Here is a 17,624-nt window from a genome sequence, read left to right on the forward strand (position 1 = left end):
ACAGCGAGAAATCCTTCATTAGACTGGTCGCACCACGTCTTCTCGTGGTGTGTCCCGGTGCGCGCTGTGTGCCTGGGTATCTATGGCATTGACCGAAATATCCCCTGAGTCAAGGACCGTGATCGACGTGAAGGTCGGTATCCCCCGCGAGGTCAAGAACAACGAGTTCCGGGTGGCCATCACCCCCGCCGGCGTGCACGAGCTGGTGCGCAACGGCCACCAGGTCTTCGTCGAGCAGAACGCCGGTGTCGGCTCCTCGATCACGGACGACGAGTACGTCTCCGCCGGTGCGCAGATCCTGCCCACCGCCGACGAGGTCTGGGCCACCGCCGACCTGCTGCTGAAGGTCAAGGAGCCCATTGCCGAGGAGTACCACCGCCTCCGCAAGGACCAGACGCTCTTCACCTACCTGCACCTCGCCGCGTCCCGCGAGTGCACGGACGCCCTCCTGGAGTCCGGCACCACCGCCATCGCGTACGAGACGGTGGAGACCGCGAACCGCGCGCTGCCGCTGCTCGCCCCGATGTCCGAGGTCGCGGGCCGCCTGGCCCCGCAGGTCGGCGCCTACCACCTGATGCGCTCGGCCGGCGGCCGCGGCGTGCTCCCCGGCGGCGTCCCGGGCGTGGTCCCGGCCAAGGCCGTCGTCATCGGTGGCGGCGTCTCCGGCTGGAACGCCACGCAGATCGCCGTCGGCATGGGCTTCGAGGTGACCCTGCTCGACCGCGACATCAACAAGCTGCGCGAGGCCGACAAGATCTTCGGTACGAAGGTCAAGGCCGTCATGTCCAACTCGTTCGAGCTGGAGAAGGCCGTCCTCGAGGCCGACCTCGTCATCGGCGCCGTGCTGATCCCGGGAGCCAAGGCCCCGAAGCTGGTCACCAACGAGCTCGTGTCCCGCATGAAGCCCGGAAGTGTCCTTGTCGACATTGCGATCGACCAGGGCGGCTGCTTCGAGGACTCGCGTCCCACCACGCACGCCGAGCCGACCTTCCAGGTCCACAACTCGGTCTTCTACTGCGTCGCCAACATGCCCGGCGCGGTGCCCAACACCTCCACCTATGCGCTGACCAACGCCACGCTCCCGTACATCGTGTCGCTGGCCAACAACGGCTGGGTCGAGGCGCTCCGTCGCGACGCCGCGCTCGCCAAGGGCCTCAACACCCATGACGGCAAGGTGGTTTACGCCGAGGTCGCTGAGGCGCACGGCCTCGAGAGCGTCGAGCTGAGCACGCTGCTCGGCTGACGGGTCAACCGACGTCGTCAACGTCACGCAGCCGGCCGGACCTTGCCCGAGGTCCGGCCGGACGCGTGTTCCGGCCCGGATCGCCGCGCCTGCTCAACTCGCCTCGAACGCAGCCCTTTACCATCTTGCCCGCCACCGAAACCTGTGCGCGGAAGCACGCGGAAAGGGCTCTGCGCCCTTGACATCGGCGTGTTCGATTGCCGACACATCGGGCCGGGTCCGGCGGATTGTGTTGCTGCGGACCGGTGACACGCCATAGAGTCGCCAACCGTCGGCATGGTGCCACGCTGACCTATCGATAAGTTTCCTGGTCACGTCCAAGGAGGTAAGACGACTTGTGAATGAGTCGACATTTACTCCCGGGGGTGGTCAACCAGGAACGGCTTCTGCGGGCCAGGACCCGTCGACCGGTTTCGAGGCTGTCGGCTCCGTCGCTGTCCGCCCCTTCGCGACGCACCAGCACACGACGCACATGACGACACCCCACACGATGAAGATGATGGACGGCCAACACGTGAACGCCATGGCCGGCAACGAGAGTGGCCGAGAGTCCACCCACTTCGCCGCCTACGAGGAAGTCCCCGAAGGGCACTTCTACGACCCCGACGCCGAGTACGAGCCCGATCCCGAGTACGCGGCCACCCTCGCGCCCGACGCCGCCCGCCAGCGCCGCGAGCGGATCGGCCCCACCGGGCGCCCCCTGCCGTACTTCCCGATCCCGGGCCCGCTGACCGATCACGGACCCGCGAAGATCATCGCGATGTGCAACCAGAAGGGCGGCGTCGGCAAGACGACGTCGACCATCAACCTGGGCGCGGCACTCGCGGAATACGGACGCCGGGTGCTGCTCGTCGACTTCGACCCGCAGGGCGCGCTGTCCGTGGGCCTCGGGGTCAACCCCATGGAGCTGGACCTGACGGTCTACAACCTCCTCATGGAGCGCGGCATGTCCGCGGACGAGGTGCTGCTCAAGACCGCCGTCCCCAACATGGACCTGCTGCCGAGCAACATCGATCTCTCGGCCGCGGAAGTGCAGTTGGTGAGCGAGGTCGCGCGCGAGTCGACGCTGCAGCGTGCGCTGAAGCCGCTGATGTCCGACTACGACTACATCGTGATCGACTGTCAGCCCTCGCTCGGCCTGCTGACCGTCAACGCGCTGACGGCGGCTCACAAGGTGATCGTGCCGCTCGAGTGCGAGTTCTTCGCGCTGCGCGGTGTCGCGCTGCTGACCGAGACCATCGAGAAGGTCCAGGAGCGGCTCAACCCCGAGCTGGAGCTCGACGGCATCCTCGCCACGATGTACGACTCCCGGACCGTGCACAGCCGCGAGGTGCTGGCGCGCGTCGTGGAGGCCTTCGACGACCACGTCTACCACACGGTGATCGGCCGGACCGTGCGCTTCCCGGAGACCACGGTCGCCGGTGAGCCGATCACCACGTACGCGTCCAACTCCGTCGGTGCCGCCGCCTACCGCCAGCTCGCCAGGGAGGTGCTCGCCCGGTGTCACGCCGAGTGAGTCTGCCCGGGGCCGACGAGCTGTTCCGTACGACCGGGGGCACGGCGCTGCAGGCGTCGACCCCGCGCAGGCAGACGAACGGTGAGCCGCGGGTGCCGGCGCCGGCGGGGGAGAGCGACCCTGCGGCGGACGGCACGCCGTCGTCCCGTTCGCAGGAGCACGCCGCGGCCGCCGAGCCGGAGGCGCCCGTCGAGGAACGCAGCCGGGGCGCGGAGGCCGCGGAGGCGGCGCCGGCTGGGGGTGCGGCTGCGGGTGCGGCTGGGGTGAAGGGACGCCGGGCGCCGGCGGGCGAGGCGCAGGCGGCGGGTGCCGCCGGTGCGACGCGCAGGCGGGGGCGCGGGGCCAACCGCCGGCCCAGTGGCCGTGAACGGCACGACGAGAAGATCACGGTCTACGTCTCGGCCGAGGAACTGATGGACCTGGAGCACGCGCGGCTCGTGCTGCGCGGCGAACACGGGCTGGCCGTCGACCGCGGGCGCATCGTCCGCGAGGCGGTGGCGGTGGTGCTGGCGGACCTGGAGCAGCGCGGCGACGCGAGCATCCTCGTGCGGCGTCTGCGCGGACGCTGACGCGGTAGCCTGCGGGCCTGCCCGCCTGCGCCGCCGCTGCCTGTTCCTGGACCACGATGCCCCCGACCGACGAAACGCCCCGCCCGTCGCGCCGTCGCGCGCTGGGCCGCGGCCCGGGCACGGGTCCGCGGCCGGCGTCCCCCACCCCGCCCCTTCCCGAAACCGGGGTCGAGCCCCCGGCCCCCGAGCCGCGCGCCGCGGACGCCCTGGGCGGGGCGGATGCGGAAGGCCCGGGTGGGCGTTCGGTGGGGGTTGTTTCCCCTCCCCCGCCCCTCCCCGAAACCGGGGTCAAGCCCCCGGCCCCCCAGCCGCACACCGCAGCCGAACGCGCGGCGGCGGGCCCCGGGGGGCTGGCCAGCGGCCCCGCCGGTGCCGCCGATGGGGGGGATCCGGCGTCCCCCCAGCCGCGTGCGCCGCGCGCCGCGGGTGAACCCGCGGCGGCGGGCCCCGGGGGGCTGGCCAGCGGCCCCGCCGGTGCCGCCGATGGGGCGGTTCCCGCGTCCCCCCAGCCGCGTGCGCCGCGCGCCGCGGGCGAACTGCTCACCGGCCCCGCCGGTGGGCCGGATTCCGTGGGTGAGCCCGCGGGCGGCGCGGCGTCCGGTCCGGGTGGGAGCCCGGGGGAGGGTCACGTCCCGCAGGGCGTAGGCGTGGGCGAGGGTGGGCGGTTCACCGTGCGGTTGGTGAACTTCGAAGGGCCCTTCGACCTCCTCCTGCAGCTCATCGCCAAGCACAAGCTCGACGTCACCGAGGTCGCCCTCTCCAAGGTCACCGACGAGTTCATGGCGCACATCCGGGCCATGGGCGCCGACTGGGATCTCGATCAGACCACCGAGTTCCTCGTCGTCGCCGCGACGCTCCTCGACCTCAAGGCCGCCCGCCTGCTCCCCGCCGCCGAGGTGGAGGACGAGGCCGACCTCGCGCTGCTCGAAGCCCGGGACCTCCTCTTCGCGCGGCTGCTCCAGTACCGCGCGTACAAGCAGATCGCCGAGATCTTCGACCGCAGGCTCGACGACGAGGCCCGGCGTTTCCCGCGGACCGTGGGGCTGGAGCCGCACCACGCCGAGCTGCTGCCCGACGTCGTCATCAGCATCGGCGCCGAGGGCTTCGCGAAGCTCGCCGTCAAGGCGATGCAGCCGAAGCCCAAGCCGCAGGTGTACGTCGACCACATCCACGCGCCCCTCGTCAGCGTCCGCGAGCAGGCCGAGGTGGTCGTCGCCCTCCTCAGGGAGCGCGGCCGAGTCACCTTCCGCGAGCTGACCGAGGGCGTCGACGACACCCTGACCGTCGTCGCGCGCTTCCTCGCGCTGCTGGAGCTGTACCGCGAGAAGGCCCTCGTCCTGGACCAGGAGGAGGCGCTCGGGGAGCTCACGGTCACGTGGGCGGCCGGCGACGGGACCGCGGCGGTGACCGTCACCGACGAGTTCGACCAGGTTGTGGAGGAGAAGGAGTGAGCGAGCTCAAGCCCGCGCTGGAGGCCGTCCTCATGGTCGTCGACGAGCCGGCCACCGAGGAGCACCTCGCCAAGGTGCTGGAGCAGCCCCGCAGGGCCGTCGCGGACGCCCTGCGGGAGCTCGCGGACGAGTACACCGTGCAGGGGCGCGGATTCGAGCTGCGGCTCGTCGCGGGCGGCTGGCGGTTCTACAGCCGCCCCGCGCACGCCGCCGCCGTCGAGCGCTTCGTCCTCGACGGCCAGCACGCCCGGCTCACGCAGGCCGCCCTGGAGACGCTCGCGGTCGTCGCGTACCGCCAGCCCGTCAGCCGTTCCCGGGTCTCCGCGGTGCGCGGGGTGAACTGCGACGGCGTCATGCGCACCCTCCTCCAGCGGGGTCTGGTGGAGGAGGCGGGCACGGAACCCGAAACAGGTGCGATCCTGTACAGGACGACGAACTACTTCCTGGAGCGGATGGGCCTGCGCGGCCTGGACGAGCTCCCGGAGCTCGCGCCCTTCCTCCCCGAGGTGGACGCGATCGAGGCGGAGACGCAGGAAGGGCTCCCGTCGTTCGATCCGGATGCACCGGATCGTGAGGACGCAGACGACAAGACGGAAATTTGATGCGAAGCAGCAGCGGCAGGAACAGCAGCGGAAACAACGGCGGGAGCCGTGGTGGCAACAGCGGCGGCCGCGGCAGCAGCGGTGGGCGCGGCAACTACCGGGGCGCGGGCAACAACCGCGACGACAAGCAGGGCCGGCCCCGCAAGCCCCGTCCCGAGGAGCGTCGCTACGACGTGGGCACGCCCTCCGACGACCCGAAGAAGGGCCGCGGCGGCGCGGCCCGCGGCGGCGCCAAGGGCGGCCCGAAGCAGTCCCCCCAGCGCGGCGGCGGCCGCACCGCTCCCGCGCGCTCGCGCGAGTACGACGCCCGCGCCGAGCAGCGCAACCGCGAGCGGTACGAGAACCGGCCGCAGATCAAGACCCCCAAGACCTTCGGGGACCAGGAGGGCGAACGGCTGCAGAAGGTGCTCGCGCGCGCCGGCATGGGCTCTCGCCGGGCCTGCGAGGAGCTGATCGACGCGGGCCGTGTCGAGGTCAACGGCGAGATCGTGATCGAGCAGGGCGTCCGCGTCGACCCCGAGAAGGACGAGATCAAGGTCGACGGCCTGACCGTCGCTACCCAGTCGTACCTGTTCTTCGCGCTGAACAAGCCCGCCGGTGTCGTCTCCACCATGGAGGACCCGGACGGCCGGCAGTGCCTCGGCGACTACGTGACCAACCGTGAGACGCGGCTGTTCCACGTCGGCCGCCTCGACACGGAGACCGAGGGCATCATCCTGCTCACCAACCACGGCGAGCTGGCCCACCGTCTCACCCACCCCAAGTACGGCGTGAAGAAGACATATCTCGCCGCCATCCAGGGCCCCCTGCCCCGCGAGGTCGGCCGGCGGCTCAAGGAGGGCATCCAGCTCGAGGACGGCTACGCCCGGGCCGACCACTTCCGGGTCGTCGAGCAGACCGGCAAGAACTACCTCGTCGAGGTGGTCCTCCACGAGGGCCGCAAGCACATCGTGCGCCGCATGCTGGCTGAGGCGGGCTTCCCGGTGGACAAGCTCGTGCGCACCGCCTTCGGGCCGATCACGCTCGGCGACCAGAAGTCGGGCTGGCTGCGCCGTCTGACCAACACCGAGGTCGGCATGCTGATGAAGGAAGTGGGCCTGTAGTCCGCTGAAGGAAGCCGGCCTGTAGCACCGCACACCGCCGCAAGCCGCGCACCGCCGCAAGAGCCCGCGACCGTTCCCGGTCGCGGGCTCTTCCGCGTCTTGCGGGACGCGCCCGGAGGCCTTTATAGTCATCATGACTATTAAGGGGTGGGCATGAGTCTCGCGGACATCGTCGAACCGTTGCAGCAGCCGCTGTTCACCGTGCTCGGCACGCCGGTGAGCTCGACCGAGTTCCTGGGATTCGGCAGTGGCGCCCTCTGCGTCTGGCTCGTCGCCCGGCAGCACATCGCGAACTGGCCGATCGGCATCGCCAACAACGTGCTGTTCATCCTGCTGTTCTCCCAGGCGGGCCTGTACGCCGACGCCGGCTTGCAGGTCGTCTTCATCACCCTCGCCGTGTACGGCTGGTGGACCTGGACCCACGGGGGTGGACCAGGTTCCGGCACGCTGCCGGTGCGACGCACCACCCGCACCGAGTGGACGTGGCTGCTCACGGCGGGGGTGGTGGGGACCCTCGCGCTGACACTCCTGCTCGACCGCGCCACCGACTCGACCGTGCCCTTCTGGGACGCACTCACCACCGCCCTGTCCCTGATGGCGACCTACGGCCAGTGCCGCAAGCGCCTGGAGTCGTGGTGGCTGTGGATCGCGGCCGACGTCGTCTACATCCCGCTCTACGCCTACAAGGAGCTGTACCTGACCGCCCTGCTGTACGTCGGCTTCATGACGCTCTGCGTCATCGGCCTGCGCAACTGGTCGCGGGATGCGGGCACCGGGCGGCAGCGGGTCGCGGAGGCCACCGCATGAGCCGCTTCCGGCACGGACTGGTGCTCGGCACGTTCTATCCGCCGAACGCCGGGCACCACCATCTCGTCCGCACCGCGGCCGGCCGCTGCGACCGGCTCACGGTGCTCGTGTGCGCCGCCTCCGTGGAGAGCGTCCCGCTCGCGGACCGCGTCGCCCGGATGCGCGAGGTGCACCCGGATGTGCGCGTCGTCGGAGCCGTGGACGACATCCCGGTGGACGTCTCCGACCCCGCCGTCTGGGACGCGCACATGACCGTCTTCCGCACCGCCGTCCCCGAGCCCGTGGACGCCGTCTTCACCTCGGAGGCGTACGGCGACGAACTCGGCCGCCGCTTCGGCGCCGCGTCCGTGTGCGTCGACCCCGACCGCGTTCACCACCCCGTCTCCGGCACCGCCGTACGCAAGGATCCGGTCGGCTGCTGGGACTTCCTCGAAGCCCCCGTGCGCGCCGCCTTCGCCCGCCGTGTGGTCGTCCTCGGCGCCGAGTCGACCGGCACCACGACCATGGCGCAGGCGCTCGGCGAGCACTACCGGGCACGCGGCGGTGTGTGGGCGCGGACCCGGTGCGTGCCCGAGTACAGCGAGCGCAAACTCGCCGCACTGCGCGCCGTACGGCCCGGAGCGGACTGGCCGGACGTCGCCTTCGAGGACGACGGCCTGCGCGACGGGGAGCACCTGCGCTCGTGGATGACCGGCCGCTTCCGCGAGGAACTGGCCCGCACCGGCCGCCGTACGGTCGAACTCACCGGACCGCACGAACAGCGGCCGGCACGGGCCGTCGCCGCCGTGGACACGCTGATCGGCGAGGGCCGGCAGCTCGCCGACCCTCTGCCGGAGCGGCGCTGATGCAGGGCTACGACCCGAGCGCCTTCCCGCCCTTCGCCGTCACCGTCGACCTCGCCGTCTTCACCGTCCGCGAGGGAGAGTTGCACGTCCTGCTCGTCGAACGGGGGCAGGAGCCCTACCGCGGGGCCTGGGCGCTGCCCGGGGGGTTCCTGCTGCCCGACGAGTCCGCAGAGACCGCCGCCCGCCGCGAACTGGCCGAGGAGACCGGCCTGTCCCCGCACACCGCGGCCGGACTGCACCTGGAACAGCTGCGCACCTACAGCGAACCGGACCGCGACCCGCGGATGCGGGTCGTCTCCGTCGCGTTCACCGCGCTCGTACCGGGCCTGCCCGAACCGCGCGGCGGCGGCGACGCCGCCCACGCCCGCTGGGCGCCCCTCGGCCGGGCCGCGCCGCTCGCCTTCGACCACGACCGCATCCTCGCCGACGCGCACGACCGGATCGGCGCGAAGCTCGAGTACACCTGCCTGGCCACGGCCTTCTGCCCACCGCAGTTCACCCTCGGCGAACTGCAGCAGGTGTACGAGACGGTCTGGGGCGTCGCGCTCGACCGGCCCAACTTCCGGCGCAAGGTCCTCGCCACCCCCGGCTTCGTCGAGGCCGTCGAAGGCGGACCACGCCGCACCGGCGGCCGGGGGAAGCCGGCCGCCCTCTACCGGGCGGGCACCGCCTCCGCACTGCACCCACCACTCCTGCGACCGGAAGGACGGCAGCCATGACCACCGCCAAGCGGGCCGCCACGGGATCACTCGTCGGCCTGGCTCTCGGGGACGCGCTGGGCTTCCCCACCGAGTTCAACGACGTGCCCTCCATCCTGGCCAAGTGCGGCCCCTGGCGGGAGATGGACCTGCCGAAGCCCGCCGTCGTCACCGACGACACCCAGATGACGCTCGCGCTCGGCCGGGCCCTGCGCACCGCCATGGAGCACGGGCCGCTCGTCGCCGCCCGACTCCAGCGGCCGCTGCGCGAGGAGTTCGTCGACTGGTACCACTCGCCGCAGAACAACAGGGCCCCCGGCCGCACCTGCCTGGTGGCCTGCCGGCAGCTAGACGGCGACGGCCCCTGGCAGGCGGCGAGCCAGACCGGCTCCAAGGGCTGCGGCGCCAACATGCGCGTCGCGCCGGTCGGCCTCGTACCCGGCCTCGACGAGGACCAGCGCGCGGGCGCCGCCCAGCTGCAGTCCGGGCTCACGCACGGGCACCCCACGGCACTCGCGGCGAGCGACCTGACGGCCCGCGCGGTGTACCTGCTGGCCCAGGGCACGGAGCCGACCGGCCTGGTCGGACACCTGCGCTCGTACGCGTACGAGAACCGCGGCCGCTACCACGAGCGCTGGCTCGGCAACCTCTGGACGTACTCCCACGACCCGACACTCGAGGCCTTCATCGCCCGCGGCTGGGACGAGTGCCTGCAGATCCTGGAACGGCTGGCGGCCGCGCTGCGCTCGCCCCAGCCGGAGCTGGACCCGTGTCTGGCGACCGGCGACGGCTGGATCGCGGAAGAGGCGCTGGCGACATCGCTGCTGTGCTTCCTGATGTTCCCGGAGGACCCGCTCACGGCCCTGCGCCGGGCCGCCTGCACCAAGGGCGACTCGGACTCGCTCGCCTGTCTGACGGGCGCGTTCGCGGGCGCGCACCTGGGAGCGGACGCGTGGCCGAAGGAATGGGCGGAGCGGATCGAGTACGGAGAGGAGCTGCTGGCGCTGGGAGCGCTCTGGGACGCCTGACCTCGGTCTGTGCGTCAGGCCGATCTGCGCAGCCCTTGCCGGGCCGAGCGCCGCCTCACCCCGCTGACGCCCTCCGGGCCCGTACCAGGAAGTCCTCCACCCGTGCCCGGTCCGGCTCCGGTGGGAGCGGGGTCGTGCGGGCCGCCGTGTCGGCCTCGTCGGACAGGCGGGTCATCCACGACTCGACCCGTTCCCACGGCACCTCGCCCCGCCTGACCTTCAGGAGCCGGTCGCGGTCAGGGCCGACGTCGATCACCAGCCGGCCCGTGCGCAGCAGGTCGCGGCAGCTGGTGAGGAGGCGGAGGAGGTGCATCGCGTGTTTCCAGCGGGGAGCGCCGTACTGCCGTACGTCCGCCTCCAGCTTTCGGCGCTGCCCGTCCGCGTACCGCACGAACGTCTCGTGCGCCCGGCAGGACAGGAACGCTCCGCGCAGGGAGAGCAGTTCGCGACCCGTGTCGTCGAGGTGCTCGACGAGCGGGGAGTGCAGGCACTCCAGGATGTTCGGGTTGGCGCGCAGGGCCAGTTCGAGGAACCTCTCCAGTTCCCACGAGAACTGCTCCTCCGCCGGGCCCTCGACATGAGTCGGCGGCTTGGCGAACCGCCAGTACAGCGCGGTCGGGGCCAGGAAGACCCCGCGGCGGTCGGTGTCGCTGGACTCCGTCGCCAGTCCGAACGCCCGCGATCCCATGACACAGGAGTAGATCGTGTGATCGCGGACGAGAGCCTCTGGAGTCATGCGCGCGAGGCTACGACACGGTGTCCGCGGTCATGCCAGCAGGATGGAGTCCCCCTCGACGGTGATCTGCTTCGCCGGCAGCGGCCGTGTCGCCGGGCCCGCCGCGACCGAGGCGTCCTCGATGCGGAACTTGCTGCCGTGGCAGGCGCAGTTGATGAGGCCGTCGCTGACCGAGCCCACCGCGCACCGCTGATGCGTGCAGATCGCGGAGAACGCCTTGAACTGCCCGGCTGTCGGCTGCGTCACCACGACCTCCTGCTCCTTGAAGACGGTTCCGCCGCCGACCGGGATGTCCGCGGTCCTGGCCAGCTCCTCGCCGTCCGGCGACGCCGTGAGCGCGCCGTCCTTCGGTTTCGTGTTCCCGGTCGCGGCCCCCTCCGCGGGGGACTGCGGTGCGTCGCCCCCGTCCCCGTCCGCGCAGCCCGTCACCAGCGCGACGGCCCCCGCTGCTCCCGCCGCCAGGACCGACCTTCTGCGCGTGTCCATGCCACTCTCCCTCGGTTCGGGACGCTCCTCGCCCCGACCACCGGGGCACCAGCATCCTCGCGCTCCCCGCACCTCCGGTGAAGCAACCGCGCGGGCATGTCCGTCCCGCGGCCCAGCCGAGGGCGCGCCGTCAGTCCCAGGGGGTGAGCTCCCGGGCGTGGCCGTCCTCGTCCCGCCGTACGGCGAGCACCTGCGTCACGGCCGCCCGCTCGACCGGGCCGTACACATGCGGGAAGACCATGTCCCGCGAGCCCTCCCAGCGGACTTCGGCGCTGAGCAGGGACTCGTCGATGACCAGCACCAGCAGGTCCGCCACGTCCCGGTACGGGCCGTCCGCGACGGCCAGCGCGGCGGACTCGTCCGCGGAACAGTGCACGAAGCCCTCGGCGGTGAGGGAGGCCGGGGCGTACGGGCCGGCCACGTCGCCGGTCCACTCGTCCGCCGGCACGACATGAAAGAGCATGCGCCATTTGTAGCGCAGGCGCCGGGCCCGGTGTCTCGGGCAGCGGGCGTCGCGGCCCGGCGCGGGCGCGCTGACTAGGCTGAACGAAGCAGCCCCACGCAGACGCCGCAGCACGCTCCGCGTCACCCAGGCAAGGACACCGCAAGGACATGGCCCAGTGAGAACCGCGCTCGTCATCGGAACAGGACTGATCGGCACGTCCGCCGCGCTCGCTCTCGCGGGGCGCGGCGTCGAGGTGCACCTCGTCGACCACGACGCGGCGCAGGCCCGCACGGCCGCCGCGCTGGGCGCGGGCACGGACGAGCCGCCCGAGGGGCGTGTGGACCTCGCCGTCGTCGCGGTGCCGCCCGCGCACGTGGCCACCGCGCTCGCCGAGGCGATGCGCGCGGGCGTCGCGCGCGGCTACCTCGACGTCGCCAGCGTCAAGGGCGGACCCCGCCGCGAGCTGGAGGCGCTGGGTGTGGACCTCTCGGCGTACATCGGTACGCACCCGATGTCCGGCAAGGAGCGCTCCGGCCCGCTGGCGGCCACCGCCGACCTCTTCGAGGGCCGCCCCTGGGTGCTCACGCCCACCCGCGACACCCACACCGAGGTGCTGAACCTCGCGCTGGAACTGGTCGCGCTGTGCCGGGCCGTCCCCGTCGTGATGGACGCCGACGCCCATGACCGCGCCGTCGCCCTCGTCTCGCACACCCCGCAGCTGATCTCGTCCATGGTCGCGGCCCGCCTGGAGGAGGCCGACGACACCGCCGTACGGCTGTGCGGCCAGGGCATCCGGGACGTGACCCGTATCGCGGCGTCCGACCCCCGGATGTGGCTGGACATCCTGTCCGCGAACCCGGGACCGGTCGCCGACGTGCTGGCCGGCGTGGCCGCGGACTTGGACGAGACGGTCCAGTCACTGCGGGCGCTGCAGGCCGCGGACGAGTCCAAGCGGCGCACCGGTGCGCAGGGCATCGAGGACGTGCTGCGCCGCGGCAACGCCGGCCGTGCCCGCGTCCCCGGCAAGCACGGCGCGGCACCGGCGGCGTACGAGACCGTCGCGGTCCTGATCAGCGACAAGCCCGGCGAACTCGCCCGCATCTTCGCGGACGCGGGCCGGGTGGGCGTGAACATCGAGGACGTCCGCATCGAACACGCGACGGGTCAGCAGGCGGGCGTCGTCCAGCTGATGGTCCAACCGACGGCGGCCCAGCCCCTGAGCGCCTCCCTCCGCGAACGCGGCTGGGCGCTCCGCCAGTAGCACGGGGCGCGCCGCCGGCACGTGGGCCGTGGCCCTCGGGCCCCACACCCACGTGCCGGCCCCGTGCCGATGGCCCCTGCACCCCGATCGGCCGCCTTCTGCCCGGGGACTCGGGCGGCCGCGGCTGCTTTACGCTCCCGAGCCCGTCCGTGCGTCGGCCCGTCCCCGGGCCGACCGAGCCTCGGGCCCCTGGACGCGGCCCGTATACATGGTCCTGCCTGGGACGGGCCCCGCCCGGGCGTCGGCCGCGCCCCGGCCCGACCCCCGCCCGGGCGGGCGGGTAAAGAGCCTGTCCGGCACTCGGTAACCTTGTGGCGGGGCCCTCGGCAGTCCCGCCGCCCCCTTCCCGCGAACCCGAAAGGTGTCCGACACCGTGGAATCCGTGATCGTCGCCATCGATGGCCCCTCCGGCACGGGCAAGTCGAGCACCTCCAAGGCCGTCGCCTCCGCGCTGGGCCTCAGCTACCTGGACACCGGCGCCCAGTACCGCGCGATCACCTGGTGGATGATCAGCAACGGCATCGACGTCGCCGACCCGGCCGCCATCGCCAGCGCCGCCGGCAAGCCCGTCATCGAGTCCGGCACCGACCCGGCCGGGCCGACGATCAGCGTCGACGGCCTCGACGCCACCGGCCCCATTCGTACGCAGGAGGTCACCTCCAAGGTCAGCGCCGTGAGCGCCGTGCCCGAGGTGCGCACCCGGATCACCGAGCTGCAGCGGTCCATCGCCGCCGCCGCCGAGAAGGGCATCGTCGTCGAGGGACGCGACATCGGCACCACCGTCCTCCCCGACGCCGACCTGAAGATCTTCCTGACCGCCTCGCCCGAGGCGCGGGCGGCCCGCCGCAGCGGCGAGATCAAGGGCTCCGACGTCGCCGCCACCCGCGAGGCGCTCATCAAGCGCGACGCGGCCGACTCCAGCCGCAAGACCTCCCCGCTCGCCAAGGCGGACGACGCGGTCGAGGTCGACACCACCGACCTCACCCTCCAGCAGGTCATCGAGTGCGTCGTGACCCTGGTTGAGGAGAAGCGGGCCGCCAAGTGACCGTCCCCTCCAAGAAGGGCGCGGCCGTCGGACGGCGCATCGGCATCGGCCTGATGTACGGACTGTGGAAGCCGCGCGTCCTGGGCGCCTGGCGGGTCCCCGCCGCCGGCCCGGTCATCCTCGCGGTGAACCACGCGCACAACATCGACGGGCCGATGCTCATGGGCACCTCCCCCCGTCCCGTGCACTTCCTGATCAAGAACGAGGCGTTCGTCGGCCCCCTGGACCCCTTCCTGACCGGGATCGGGCAGCTCAAGGTGGACCGTACGGCCCCCGACCGCACGGCCATCGCGGGTGCGCTGGGCGTCCTGGAGAACGGCGGCGTCCTCGGCATCTTCCCCGAGGGCACCAGGGGCGAGGGCGACTTCGCCTCACTGCGCGCGGGCCTCGCGTACTTCGCCGTCCGCAGCGCCGCGCCCATCGTGCCGGTCGCCGTCCTGGGAAGCACGGAGCGCCGCGGACGGTTGGTACGGGCACTGCCGCCGCTGCGCAGCAGGGTCGACATCGTCTTCGGCGACGCCTTCGAGGCCGGGGACAGCGGTGGACGGCGTACGCGCAAGGCGCTGGACGAGGCCACCGTACGCATCCAGGAGCGGCTGACCGCCCACCTGGAAAACGCAAAGCGCCTGACCGGGCGCTAGGCCAGACTTGAGTAATGGGCCGCGGAGCACGCGGCCCAGTGACGAACGAGGAACGGACTTCATGAACGACCAGCACGACCACGGAGCGCTCGGCGACGCCGAGTACGCGGAGTTCATGGAGCTCGCCGCGGAAGAGGGCTTCGACGTCGAGGACGTCGAGGGCGCGATCGAGGAGGCGGGCCACGGCCCGCTGCCCGTCCTCGCCGTCGTCGGCCGCCCCAATGTCGGCAAGTCGACCCTGGTGAACCGCATCATCGGCCGCCGCGAGGCGGTCGTCGAGGACAAGCCCGGCGTCACCCGCGACCGCGTCACCTACGAGGCCGAGTGGGCGGGCCGCCGCTTCAAGGTCGTCGACACCGGCGGCTGGGAGCAGGACGTCCTCGGCATCGACGCGTCCGTCGCCGCCCAGGCCGAGTACGCCATCGAGGCCGCCGACGCGGTCGTCTTCGTCGTCGACGCCACCGTCGGTGCGACCGACACCGACGAGGCCGTCGTCAAGCTGCTGCGCCGCGCGGGCAAGCCCGTCGTGCTGTGCGCCAACAAGGTCGACGGGCCGAGCGGCGAGGCCGACGCCACCGCCCTGTGGTCGCTCGGTCTCGGCGAGCCGCACCCCGTCTCCGCGCTCCACGGCCGCGGCACGGGCGACATGCTCGACGCCGTCCTGGAGGCCCTGCCGGACGCCCCGGCGCAGACCTTCGGCACCGTGGTCGGCGGCCCGCGCCGCATCGCCCTGATCGGCCGCCCGAACGTGGGCAAGTCCTCCCTGCTGAACAAGGTCGCGCGTGAGGAGCGCGTCGTCGTCAACGAGCTCGCGGGCACCACCCGCGACCCGGTCGACGAGCTGATCGAACTCGGCGGCGTCACCTGGAAGTTCGTCGACACGGCCGGCATCCGCCGCCGCGTCCACCTCCAGGAGGGCGCGGACTACTACGCCTCCCTGCGCACCGCCGCCGCCGTGGAGAAGGCCGAGGTCGCGGTCGTCCTGATCGACGCGAGCGAGTCGATCAGCGTTCAGGACCAGCGCATCGTCACCATGGCCGTCGAGGCGGGCCGGGCCATGGTCATCGCGTACAACAAGTGGGACACCCTCGACGAGGAGCGCCGCTACTACCTGGAGCGGGAGATCGAGACCGAGCTCGGCCAGGTCGCCTGGGCGCCGCGGGTCAACGTCTCCGCCCTCACCGGCCGCCACATGGAGAAGCTGGTCCCCGCGATCGAGACCGCGCTCGCCGGCTGGGAGACCCGCGTCCCCACGGGCCGGCTGAACGCCTTCCTCGGCGAGCTCGTCGCGGCCCACCCGCACCCGATCCGCGGCGGCAAGCAGCCCCGCATCCTGTTCGGTACGCAGGCGGGCACCAAGCCGCCCCGGTTCGTCCTCTTCGCCTCCGGCTTCCTGGAGCACGGCTACCGGCGCTTCGTCGAGCGCCGCCTGCGTGAGGAGTTCGGCTTCGAGGGCACGCCGATCCACATCTCGGTGCGGGTGCGCGAGAAGCGCAGCCGCAAGAAGTGACCTGACACGTCGAAGGGTGCCGTCGCCGAGGCAACGGCACCCTTCGACGTGTCGCGGGCCGGGTCACTCCCCCCGGCGCGGCGCCGGCGGCAGGGCGGCGGGCTGAGCGCTGTGCCGGCCGACCTGGCGGTACGGCTGCGCATCGTCCTGGTGCGCCGAGGAGTCGAGATGCCCCGTCTGGCCGCCGTAGCCGCCGTACGCGCCGAAGCCGCCCCGGGTGCTGTGCAGTCCCGTCGCCCCGAAGGCCCGGAACCCGAGATCCTCCTCGCCGCTGCGGTCACCCGGCAGCGCCTTGAACGACCTCAGGTACTCCGAGTACAGCGCGTCGTAGATCGGCGTGGCCGAGTGGCCCGACGATCCGTCACGCGCCGGGCGCATCGCGGGAATGTGGCTCTGGTAAGGCTGGCGGGAGGGGTCGTATGAGTGCACGTACCCTGCAACGACGCGGGAGTCCTGCGGATGCGGGCTGGGACCAGCTGCATTCTTCCGGGGGACGAGAGCCCATGCGGCCGCGCCCGGACACACGGAAGCACGCCCGGGACGAAAGGCTCTCCGGGCGTGCGTCCGCGTGCCCGCGCGTCGCTTACGGCACAGTGCGTCGTGGGCCGTCGGCGCGCGGTGTGCCGACCGGGGGATCGGCGGGGAACGGTCAGGTGCCCGCGAGCGGCATCGCGGCGGCCACCAGGCGGCCGTTGGCCGCGGCCTTCTCCAGGGCGTCGCGCAGCAGGTCCTCGCGCGGCTGCTGACCGATGAAGCCGACCGGCGCGGCGTACACCAGCACGGTGTGGGTCTTGTTGGCCGCCGTACGCCAGCCCTCCGTGACCTGGAGCGGCTGGTGGGCCTGCCACCAGGCGACCTGGCCGCCGCCTCCCGTGCCGGGCTGGAGCACGGCGTGCAGCTGCCCCATGGCGACCAGCACCGACCAGCCGGGCAGCCGCCCCGGCACCCGGTTCATGTCGGAGACCGGCTGGAAGCCCTGCTCCAGGAGGAGCGGGAGGAACTCGTCCCCGGCCGTGCCGGGGGTGCCGGCACGGGCGATGGGCGCGGTCGGCTCGACCACGAGCGCGGGGTGCAGCTCCCCGTTGATCAGGATCAGACCGCTGGTGACGCCGAGCACCGCCTGCTCGGGTGCCGCTCCCGGAATCCGGGGCTCCTCGCCGGTGATGGACCGGACGGCGCCCTGGAGCTGGTTCTCGGCGACCTGGACGACCTGCGAGGGGATGCAGGTGGCGTGGGCGAAGGCGAGAACGGCGGTCTCCTCGCCGACGAACAGCACCGTGCTGGTGCGTTCCTGCTCGGAGTCGCCCGGGGTACGGCAGGAGGTGCAGTCGTAGCTGCCCGGGGCGTTGTGGCCGGCGAGCAGCCGGTCGGCTTCTTCGTCGCCGATCTCGGCGCGTACGTCCTCGCTGACGTCGAGCATGCGCGGCACGGGAGGCTCCTCGGACTTGATCACGTGCGCCGGGCGGGTCCCGGCTCATAACGGGTCAACGGGTGATATGCGGCAGGGGTCACGCGCGAGGCGGCACCGAATCGCGGGCATCCGGCGGCGGCGCAGGTCAGGGGCCGGGCGCCCGGTTCCGTCACGGGCGGGCCGGCCGCCGGCCACCGAGGCGGCCCCTTCTGCTTCCGGCCAGTACA

General features: G+C 72.4%; 19 protein-coding genes. 14 read left to right on the forward strand and 5 right to left on the reverse strand.

Features of this window, described 5'->3' with window-relative positions; translation table 11 throughout:
* Positions 1-127 precede the first annotated feature (127 nt).
* The 10 genes from ald to ACLB9X_RS31660 all read left to right on the forward strand — a co-directional run bounded on the left by ald (position 128) and on the right by ACLB9X_RS31660 (position 9,862).
* Positions 128-1,243 (forward strand): alanine dehydrogenase, encoded by a 1,116-nt coding sequence (gene ald / locus ACLB9X_RS31615; protein WP_410363889.1) that lies wholly within the window; start codon positions 128-130, stop codon positions 1,241-1,243.
* 337 nt (positions 1,244-1,580) lie between these two features.
* Positions 1,581-2,759 carry a ParA family protein gene (locus tag ACLB9X_RS31620; protein WP_410363861.1) on the forward strand — a complete coding sequence of 393 codons (1,179 nt, stop codon included), beginning with the start codon at positions 1,581-1,583 and terminating at the stop codon, positions 2,757-2,759.
* Positions 2,744-3,328, forward strand: a complete 585-nt coding sequence (locus ACLB9X_RS31625; protein ID WP_410363862.1) for a hypothetical protein — start codon at positions 2,744-2,746, stop codon at positions 3,326-3,328. Before ACLB9X_RS31620 ends, ACLB9X_RS31625 begins: the two co-directional genes overlap by 16 nt.
* A 680-nt stretch (positions 3,329-4,008) precedes the next feature.
* Positions 4,009-4,779: a segregation and condensation protein A gene (locus ACLB9X_RS31630; protein WP_410363863.1), complete on the forward strand. Its 771-nt coding sequence runs from the start codon at positions 4,009-4,011 to the stop codon at positions 4,777-4,779.
* A gap of 32 nt (positions 4,780-4,811) precedes the next feature.
* Positions 4,812-5,381, forward strand: a complete 570-nt coding sequence (gene scpB, locus ACLB9X_RS31635) for an SMC-Scp complex subunit ScpB (RefSeq protein WP_410363890.1) — start codon at positions 4,812-4,814, stop codon at positions 5,379-5,381.
* Positions 5,381-6,484 (forward strand): pseudouridine synthase, encoded by a 1,104-nt coding sequence (locus tag ACLB9X_RS31640; protein WP_410363864.1) that lies wholly within the window; start codon positions 5,381-5,383, stop codon positions 6,482-6,484. The genes scpB and ACLB9X_RS31640 overlap by 1 nt, the downstream gene beginning before the upstream one ends.
* A 153-nt stretch (positions 6,485-6,637) precedes the next feature.
* The gene (gene pnuC, locus ACLB9X_RS31645; RefSeq protein WP_410363865.1) at positions 6,638-7,291 is read left to right on the forward strand and encodes a nicotinamide riboside transporter PnuC; all 654 of its coding nucleotides are present in this window, start codon (positions 6,638-6,640) and stop codon (positions 7,289-7,291) included.
* Positions 7,288-8,136: a transcriptional regulator gene (locus tag ACLB9X_RS31650; RefSeq protein ID WP_410363866.1), complete on the forward strand. Its 849-nt coding sequence runs from the start codon at positions 7,288-7,290 to the stop codon at positions 8,134-8,136. Before pnuC ends, ACLB9X_RS31650 begins: the two co-directional genes overlap by 4 nt.
* Entirely contained in the window at positions 8,136-8,855 is a 720-nt protein-coding gene (locus tag ACLB9X_RS31655) for an NUDIX hydrolase (protein WP_410363867.1), read from the forward strand. Before ACLB9X_RS31650 ends, ACLB9X_RS31655 begins: the two co-directional genes overlap by 1 nt.
* Positions 8,852-9,862, forward strand: coding sequence for an ADP-ribosylglycohydrolase family protein (locus ACLB9X_RS31660; protein ID WP_410363868.1), 1,011 nt, complete (start codon positions 8,852-8,854; stop codon positions 9,860-9,862). The genes ACLB9X_RS31655 and ACLB9X_RS31660 overlap by 4 nt, the downstream gene beginning before the upstream one ends.
* A 55-nt stretch (positions 9,863-9,917) precedes the next feature.
* Here ACLB9X_RS31660 and ACLB9X_RS31665 read toward each other — a convergent pair whose 3' ends face one another.
* The 3 genes from ACLB9X_RS31665 to ACLB9X_RS31675 form a co-directional block, all read right to left on the reverse strand.
* Positions 9,918-10,598, reverse strand: a complete 681-nt coding sequence (locus tag ACLB9X_RS31665; RefSeq protein WP_410363869.1) for a DNA polymerase beta superfamily protein — start codon at positions 10,596-10,598, stop codon at positions 9,918-9,920.
* Between the two features lie 30 nt (positions 10,599-10,628).
* Positions 10,629-11,084 carry a Rieske (2Fe-2S) protein gene (locus ACLB9X_RS31670; protein ID WP_410363870.1) on the reverse strand — a complete coding sequence of 152 codons (456 nt, stop codon included), beginning with the start codon at positions 11,082-11,084 and terminating at the stop codon, positions 10,629-10,631.
* Between the two features lie 130 nt (positions 11,085-11,214).
* On the reverse strand, positions 11,215-11,547 hold the full coding sequence (locus ACLB9X_RS31675; RefSeq protein WP_410363871.1) for a DUF952 domain-containing protein: 333 nt from the start codon (positions 11,545-11,547) through the stop codon (positions 11,215-11,217).
* Positions 11,548-11,704: 157 nt separating this feature from the next.
* Here ACLB9X_RS31675 and ACLB9X_RS31680 point away from each other — a divergent pair, with 157 nt between their 5' ends.
* From ACLB9X_RS31680 to der, 4 genes are all read left to right on the forward strand, one after another.
* Positions 11,705-12,790 (forward strand): prephenate dehydrogenase, encoded by a 1,086-nt coding sequence (locus tag ACLB9X_RS31680; RefSeq protein ID WP_410363872.1) that lies wholly within the window; start codon positions 11,705-11,707, stop codon positions 12,788-12,790.
* A gap of 361 nt (positions 12,791-13,151) precedes the next feature.
* Positions 13,152-13,835, forward strand: a complete 684-nt coding sequence (gene cmk, locus ACLB9X_RS31685; protein ID WP_410363873.1) for a (d)CMP kinase — start codon at positions 13,152-13,154, stop codon at positions 13,833-13,835.
* A 53-nt stretch (positions 13,836-13,888) separates the two neighbouring features.
* Entirely contained in the window at positions 13,889-14,476 is a 588-nt protein-coding gene (locus tag ACLB9X_RS31690) for a lysophospholipid acyltransferase family protein (protein ID WP_410363891.1), read from the forward strand.
* A gap of 61 nt (positions 14,477-14,537) precedes the next feature.
* A complete protein-coding gene (der, locus tag ACLB9X_RS31695; RefSeq protein WP_410363874.1) occupies positions 14,538-15,986 on the forward strand; it encodes a ribosome biogenesis GTPase Der in 1,449 nt (482 codons plus the stop codon).
* Positions 15,987-16,049: 63 nt separating this feature from the next.
* On the opposite strand, the gene ACLB9X_RS31700 is transcribed toward der, so the two are convergent.
* Together ACLB9X_RS31700 and ACLB9X_RS31705 are read right to left on the reverse strand one after the other, a co-directional pair.
* Entirely contained in the window at positions 16,050-16,364 is a 315-nt protein-coding gene (locus ACLB9X_RS31700; RefSeq protein ID WP_410363875.1) for a hypothetical protein, read from the reverse strand.
* A 271-nt stretch (positions 16,365-16,635) separates the two neighbouring features.
* Positions 16,636-17,415 carry a hypothetical protein gene (locus ACLB9X_RS31705; protein WP_410363876.1) on the reverse strand — a complete coding sequence of 260 codons (780 nt, stop codon included), beginning with the start codon at positions 17,413-17,415 and terminating at the stop codon, positions 16,636-16,638.
* Between the last annotated feature and the right edge of the window lie 209 nt (positions 17,416-17,624).

The sequence above is a fragment of the Streptomyces sp. 5K101 genome, assembly GCF_046506645.1.
Taxonomy (GTDB): domain Bacteria; phylum Actinomycetota; class Actinomycetes; order Streptomycetales; family Streptomycetaceae; genus Streptomyces.